This window comes from Hyphomicrobiales bacterium, assembly GCA_030688605.1.
Lineage (GTDB): Bacteria > Pseudomonadota > Alphaproteobacteria > Rhizobiales > NORP267 > JAUYJB01.
Genome location: JAUYJB010000045.1, coordinates 1 through 5,480, shown reverse-complemented (window position 1 = coordinate 5,480; position 5,480 = coordinate 1). Strand labels below are relative to the sequence as shown.

Annotated in this window: 5 protein-coding genes; 4 read left to right on the top strand and 1 reads right to left on the bottom strand. The window is 66.2% G+C overall.

Going from position 1 to position 5,480, the window contains the following annotated elements; translation table 11 throughout:
* The 3 genes from Q8P46_05755 to Q8P46_05745 all read left to right on the top strand — a co-directional run.
* Window positions 1-1,614 (top strand): polysaccharide biosynthesis tyrosine autokinase (locus Q8P46_05755; protein MDP2619666.1); only part of this gene is annotated, 1,614 nt, incomplete at its 5' end.
* Between the two features lie 115 nt (window positions 1,615-1,729).
* Window positions 1,730-2,776, top strand: coding sequence for a polysaccharide deacetylase family protein (locus Q8P46_05750; GenBank protein MDP2619665.1), 1,047 nt, complete (start codon window positions 1,730-1,732; stop codon window positions 2,774-2,776).
* A 93-nt stretch (window positions 2,777-2,869) separates the two neighbouring features.
* Window positions 2,870-3,928, top strand: coding sequence for a COX15/CtaA family protein (locus Q8P46_05745; protein MDP2619664.1), 1,059 nt, complete (start codon window positions 2,870-2,872; stop codon window positions 3,926-3,928).
* A 5-nt stretch (window positions 3,929-3,933) separates the two neighbouring features.
* Here the strand turns inward: Q8P46_05745 and Q8P46_05740 are convergent, their stop codons facing one another.
* Window positions 3,934-5,220 carry an O-acetylhomoserine aminocarboxypropyltransferase gene (locus Q8P46_05740; protein ID MDP2619663.1) on the bottom strand — a complete coding sequence of 429 codons (1,287 nt, stop codon included), beginning with the start codon at window positions 5,218-5,220 and terminating at the stop codon, window positions 3,934-3,936.
* A 63-nt stretch (window positions 5,221-5,283) separates the two neighbouring features.
* Between Q8P46_05740 and Q8P46_05735 the strand changes: the two genes are divergently transcribed.
* Window positions 5,284-5,433: a hypothetical protein gene (locus Q8P46_05735; protein ID MDP2619662.1), complete on the top strand. Its 150-nt coding sequence runs from the start codon at window positions 5,284-5,286 to the stop codon at window positions 5,431-5,433.
* Window positions 5,434-5,480: the final 47 nt, after the last annotated feature.

The window sequence follows — 5,480 nt, the reverse complement described above, 5'->3', positions numbered from 1 at the left end:
AACTACATCGCCATGCAACTCGACTCCAAGCGCCAGTCGACCGTCGAAGCGGCGCAATGGCTCGGCGACCAGGTCGGCGAATTGCGACGCAAGGTCGAGGAGGCCGAGGCCAAGGTCGAGGAGTATAAGAGAGTCAACGGTCTGTTGCGCGGCGTCGGCGATTCGTCGCTGACCATTCAGCAGCTCTCCGAGCTCAATTCGCAACTCATCGTCGCCAGGACGCAGCGGGCGGAGGCGCAGGCGCGGGCGCAAACGATCCGCGAGCTGATCCGGTCCGGCGGCGAACTGAGCAGCGCTTCGGAAGTTCTCTCGTCGCCGCTGATCCAGCGCTTGCTCGAGCAACAGGTGACCCTGCGCCGGAGTATCGCCGAGTTGAGCCCGACGCTGCTGCCGCAGCACCCCCGCATGCGCGAGCTGACCGCCGAGCTGGACGATTTTAAGCAGCAGATCCGGGTCGAGGCGGAGAAGGTCGCGGTCGGCCTGGAAAACGAGGCGCGGGTCGCCGGCGCGCGCGAAAACGCCATCCGCTCGAGCCTCAACGCGCTGAAGCAGGAGGCGGAAAAGGCCAACGTCCACGAGGTTGAGCTGAGGGCGCTGGAGCGCGAGGCGCGAGCGCAGCGCGACCTTCTGGAATCGTTTCTCGGCCGCTACCGCGAGGCGAACGCCCGCAACGACAGACAGGCACTGGCGGCGACCGCGCGCATCGTGTCGCGGGCCATGGTCTCCAACGAGCCCTCCTTCCCGATGAAGGGATCGATCCTCGCCATTGTCGGGATCGCTACGCTGCTGGTCAGCATCGGCGTCATCGCCTCGATGGAGATCGTGCGCGCCACGCGCGGCGAGTGGCCGGTGCCGAAATTCGTGTCGCAGCCGCAGGTCCTCGACATCAAGGTCGGGCCGCTCGCCGCGGCTCAGGCGACTGCCGCGGAGGAGACGTCGCACATCGTCTCGGCCGCGGCCGGGCTCGACGCGCAAAGCTTTCCCGAAGCGGTCCGCGCCCTTGCCCGCACGCTGATCGAGCGGGCGGGAAAGGAGAGCGGCAAGCGCGTGCTCATGACCACGCCGCAGCGCCAGACCCGCGACAATTTCGCCGCCGTCAATCTTGCCCGGCTGCTGACCGCGCTGGATGTGCCGACCGTGCTTGTCGACGCCAATCTGCGCGCGCCGCACATCGCCCAGCAACTCGGCATCAGCGACGTTCCCGGCCTGAGCGAGCTGTTGTCGGGTAACAGCAGCTTCGCCGATGTCATCCGCCGCGACCCGGGATCGCGACTGCACCTGATTTGCGCCGGCGCGCAGCAATTCGACCCGATGCTGCTGATGAGCGCCGACCGCGTCGAACGGGTGCTCGACGCGCTGGGGGGAAGCTACCGCTTCGTCCTGATCGATTCGCCGCCGGTGATGCTGTCTCCGGAGACCCGCGCCCTGATCGACCATGTCGATGTCGCCGTACTGGTCGGCGACACGCTGCCCGGCGCGCAGCGTCTGGTCGAGCGCGCGCGGGAGATGATCTCCGACCAGGACAACGGCCCGATCGAAGTGGTGGTGGCGGCACCGGAGGTCGCGCATCTGATCAAGGACGGCTTTGGCGACGGCGACCGGCGCGTCGCCTGACCGCCGCGGCCGCAATTTCGCCGGCCAAGTCAAAGGATTCTCAACATTTTCCCGCTAGCCTCCGCGGCTCCCTGCGGCCCTGATGCGTTGCCGCGATGAGCAACCGGACAGGCGGATGAATTCCGGACTGATCAGAATCGGCCTCGACGCGTTCTATTACAGCGGCGGGCACGCGCTGATGTCGCGATTTTGTCGCGGCATCGGCGTGATCTTCACCCTCCACCGGGTGCGCCCGCGGATCCCGGAGCCGTTTCACCCCAACCGCATCCTCGAAGTCAGTCCCGAATTCCTGGAAAGCGTCATTGTCGAGACGCGCCGGCAAGGCCATGAGTTCGTCTCGCTTGACGAGGCGCACCGGCGGATTACGGAGCCCGGCGATCACCGGCCATTCGCGTGCCTTACCTTCGACGACGGCTATCGCGACAATCGCGACGTCGCCTATCCGATCCTGAAACGGCATAACTGCCCGTTCGCCGTCTACGTGGCCACCTCGTTTGCGGCGGGAACCGGAAATTTGTGGTGGCTGGCGCTGGAAGAGATCATTCGAGACGCCGATTGTGTCGATATCGTCCTCGACGGCAGAGAGCGACATTTCGAGACCGGCACGCCGCGCGAGAAGGAGGCCGCATTTTCGCAGATCTACTGGGGGCTGCGACGCACCGACGAACGCCGGCAGAGGCAAATCGTGAGCGCGCTCGCCGCGCGCCATGACGTCGACCTTGCCAGGCTGTGCGCGCGGCTCGTCATGGGCTGGGGCGAGCTGCGCACATTCGCTCGCGAGCCGTTGGTCACCATCGGCGCGCACTCGGTGCACCACTATTCGCTCGCCAAGTTGAGCGAGGACGAGGCGCGGGCGGAGATCGAAGGCAGCGTAAGGATCATCGGCGAAAAGCTTGGAGAGCGCCCGCGCCATTTCGCCTTTCCCTATGGCGACGCCGGCTCGGCGGGGCCGCGCGAATTTCGCCTCGCCGCCGAACTGGGGCTGAAAACCGCGGCGACGACCCGCAAAGGGGTCGTGTTCGCCGAACATCGCCAGCATCCGACCGGGCTGCCTCGGGTTTCGCTCAACGGCGACTACCAGTCGCCGCACTATGTGGACCTTTTCCTCGGTGGCGCGCCGTTTCTGCTTTGGAACGGGTTCCGCCGCCTCAACGTCGCCTGAACCCGCGCGAGGCCCTATGGCGGATCGCCCGCTTGCCGCGGCAGGCCAGCGCGCATATGACTTGCGGTCAGGATGTTGACGCAATCGCCCATCATGCCGGCCGCAACGACGCGGCAGCCCGACGCCACGCCATGGCCGATACTGGCTTGGCTCTACACGCTCGCCGCCCTGGTGGTGGCGATGATCCTGGTCGGCGGGGCGACCAGGCTCACCGATTCCGGCTTGTCGATCACCGAATGGCAGCCGATCACCGGCGTCATACCTCCTCTGACCGAGGCGCAGTGGCTCGCCGCGTTCGAGAAATACAAGCAGATCCCGGAATATGCGGTGGTCAATCCGGGCATGAGCCTTGCCGCCTTCAAGGTCATTTACTGGTGGGAGTGGGGGCACCGCTTTCTCGGCCGCTTCATCGGCCTCGCCTTTATCGTGCCGTTCATCGTCTTCTGGGTCCGCCGGCAGATCCCGGCCTGGCTGATGCCGCGGCTGATCCTCATCCTGGTGCTCGGCGGCCTGCAGGGGGCGCTCGGCTGGTTCATGGTCATGAGCGGGCTCACCGATCGGGTCGACGTCAGCCAGTATCGGCTTGCCGCCCATCTCGGCGCCGCCTTCGTCATTCTCGGCTTCATCCTGTGGACGGCCTATGCGGCAAGCGGCCTGCGTCCGCAAACCGCGCAGCCCGGCCGGCTGAGCGCCGCGATCCTCGCGGCCCTCATCTTCGTGCAGATCATCGCCGGCGCGCTCGTCGCCGGGCTCGACGCCGGCCTGAGCCACAACAGCTGGCCGCTGATGGACGGCCGCCTGGTGCCGCCGGACATGTTCGTCATGACCCCTTGGCATCTCAACCTGTTCGAGAACGCCCGCACGGTGCAGTTCGACCACCGGGTGCTGGCCTATCTGGTCTGGCTCGCGGCGGTGGCGCACGCGGCGCGCCTGACCCGGGCAAAGGCGGCGGCAAGAGGCGGCGCCATGCTGCTCGCCAGCCTCGTCACCGTGCAGGCGATCACCGGCATCTGGACGCTCGTGGTCGTGGTGCCGCTCAGCCTCGGCCTGTTGCACCAGTTCGGCGCGATCATCGTCTTTGTCGCGGCGCTGGCGCATCTCGCGGCGCTCAGCCCAACTTCGCCGGCCGCCACCGCGCCCGCCGGAATCTGAAACCGTCAGACATTCGCCAGCGCCTGCTCCAGGTCGGCGATGATGTCGTTCACATCCTCGATGCCCACCGACAGCCGCACGACGTCGGGCCCGGCGCCGGCCTGCACCTTCTGCTCGTCGGAGAGCTGGCGGTGGGTCGTGGAAGCCGGGTGGATGATCAGGCTTCTGGTGTCGCCGATATTGGCCAGGTGGCTGAAGAGCTGGACGCTCGAGACCAGCTTGACGCCGGCCTCATAGCCGCCCTCGAGCCCGAAGGTCAGCACCGCGCCGGCGCCTTTCGGGCAATACTTCTTCGCCAGCGCGTGGTCGTTGTCGTCGGGAAGGCCGGCATAGCTGACCCACGAGACCTTGTCGTGCTTGTTGAGATATTCGGCGACCGCCAGCGTATTGTCGCAATGACGCTGCATGCGCAGGCCCACGGTTTCGATGCCGGTCAGCACCAGAAAGGCGTTGAACGGCGACAGGGCGGGACCGAAGTCGCGCAGGCCCAGCACGCGGCAGGCAATGGCGAAGGCGAAATTGCCGAAGGTCTCGTGCAGGATCAGTCCGCCATAGGAGACGCAGGGCTTGGACAGGGTCGGGTAGCGGTCGTCCCGTGACCAGTCGAACTTGCCGCCGTCGACGATCATGCCGGCGATGGAATTGCCGTGGCCGCCGAGGAACTTGGTCAACGAGTGCACGATGATATCCGCGCCGAAGTCGAACGCCCGGCACAGATAGGGCGTCGCCAGGGTGTTGTCGACGATGAGCGGCACCTTGGCCTCCTGCGCGACCTTCGCCACCGCCTCCATATCGGTGACGCGGCCGCCGGGGTTGGCGATCGATTCGATGAAGATCGCCTTGGTCTTCTCCGTCACTGCCTTCTTGAAGGTTCCGATATCGTCGATGTCGGCCCACTTCACGGTCCAGCCGCAGGTCTTGAAGGACTGGCCGAACTGGTTGATCGAGCCGCCGTATAGCTGGCGCGCGGCGATGAATTCCTCGCCGGGGCGCATCAGGGCATGAAACACCAGATGCTGGGCGGCGTGGCCGGAAGCGACGGCAACGCCGGCGGTTCCGCCCTCGAGAGCCGCGACGCGCTCCTCGAGCACGGCGCAGGTCGGGTTGCCGATGCGGGTGTAGATGTTGCCGAAGGCCTCAAGCCCGAACAGCGCGGCGGCATGGTCGACATCGTCGAAGACGAAGGAGGTGGTCTGATAGATGGGCGTCGCCCGCGCGCCGGTGGTCGGATCGGGCGCCGCGCCGGCGTGGATGGCGAGGGTGGCGAAACCGGGAATCTTGTTTTCACTCATGCAACATGCCCCTTGGGTTGTGGTCTAGAGCGGTTCATGGTCATAGGGAACCATTTGACCGGGATGATTTTGCGCCGTGGCCAGGCGCGGCTCGCCGGGCGCTGTGGTGCATCGGCCATCAGCCGCAACACCGCCACGGCGCAAAAGAACCCGGCCTTCGGTGGGCCAAATCGGCCCATCGAATCGAACCCCTATAACCATGAACCGCTCTAGAGTTTCCGCAGCGCCACTGTCTCGATGGCGTGGTCCGATCCCTTGGA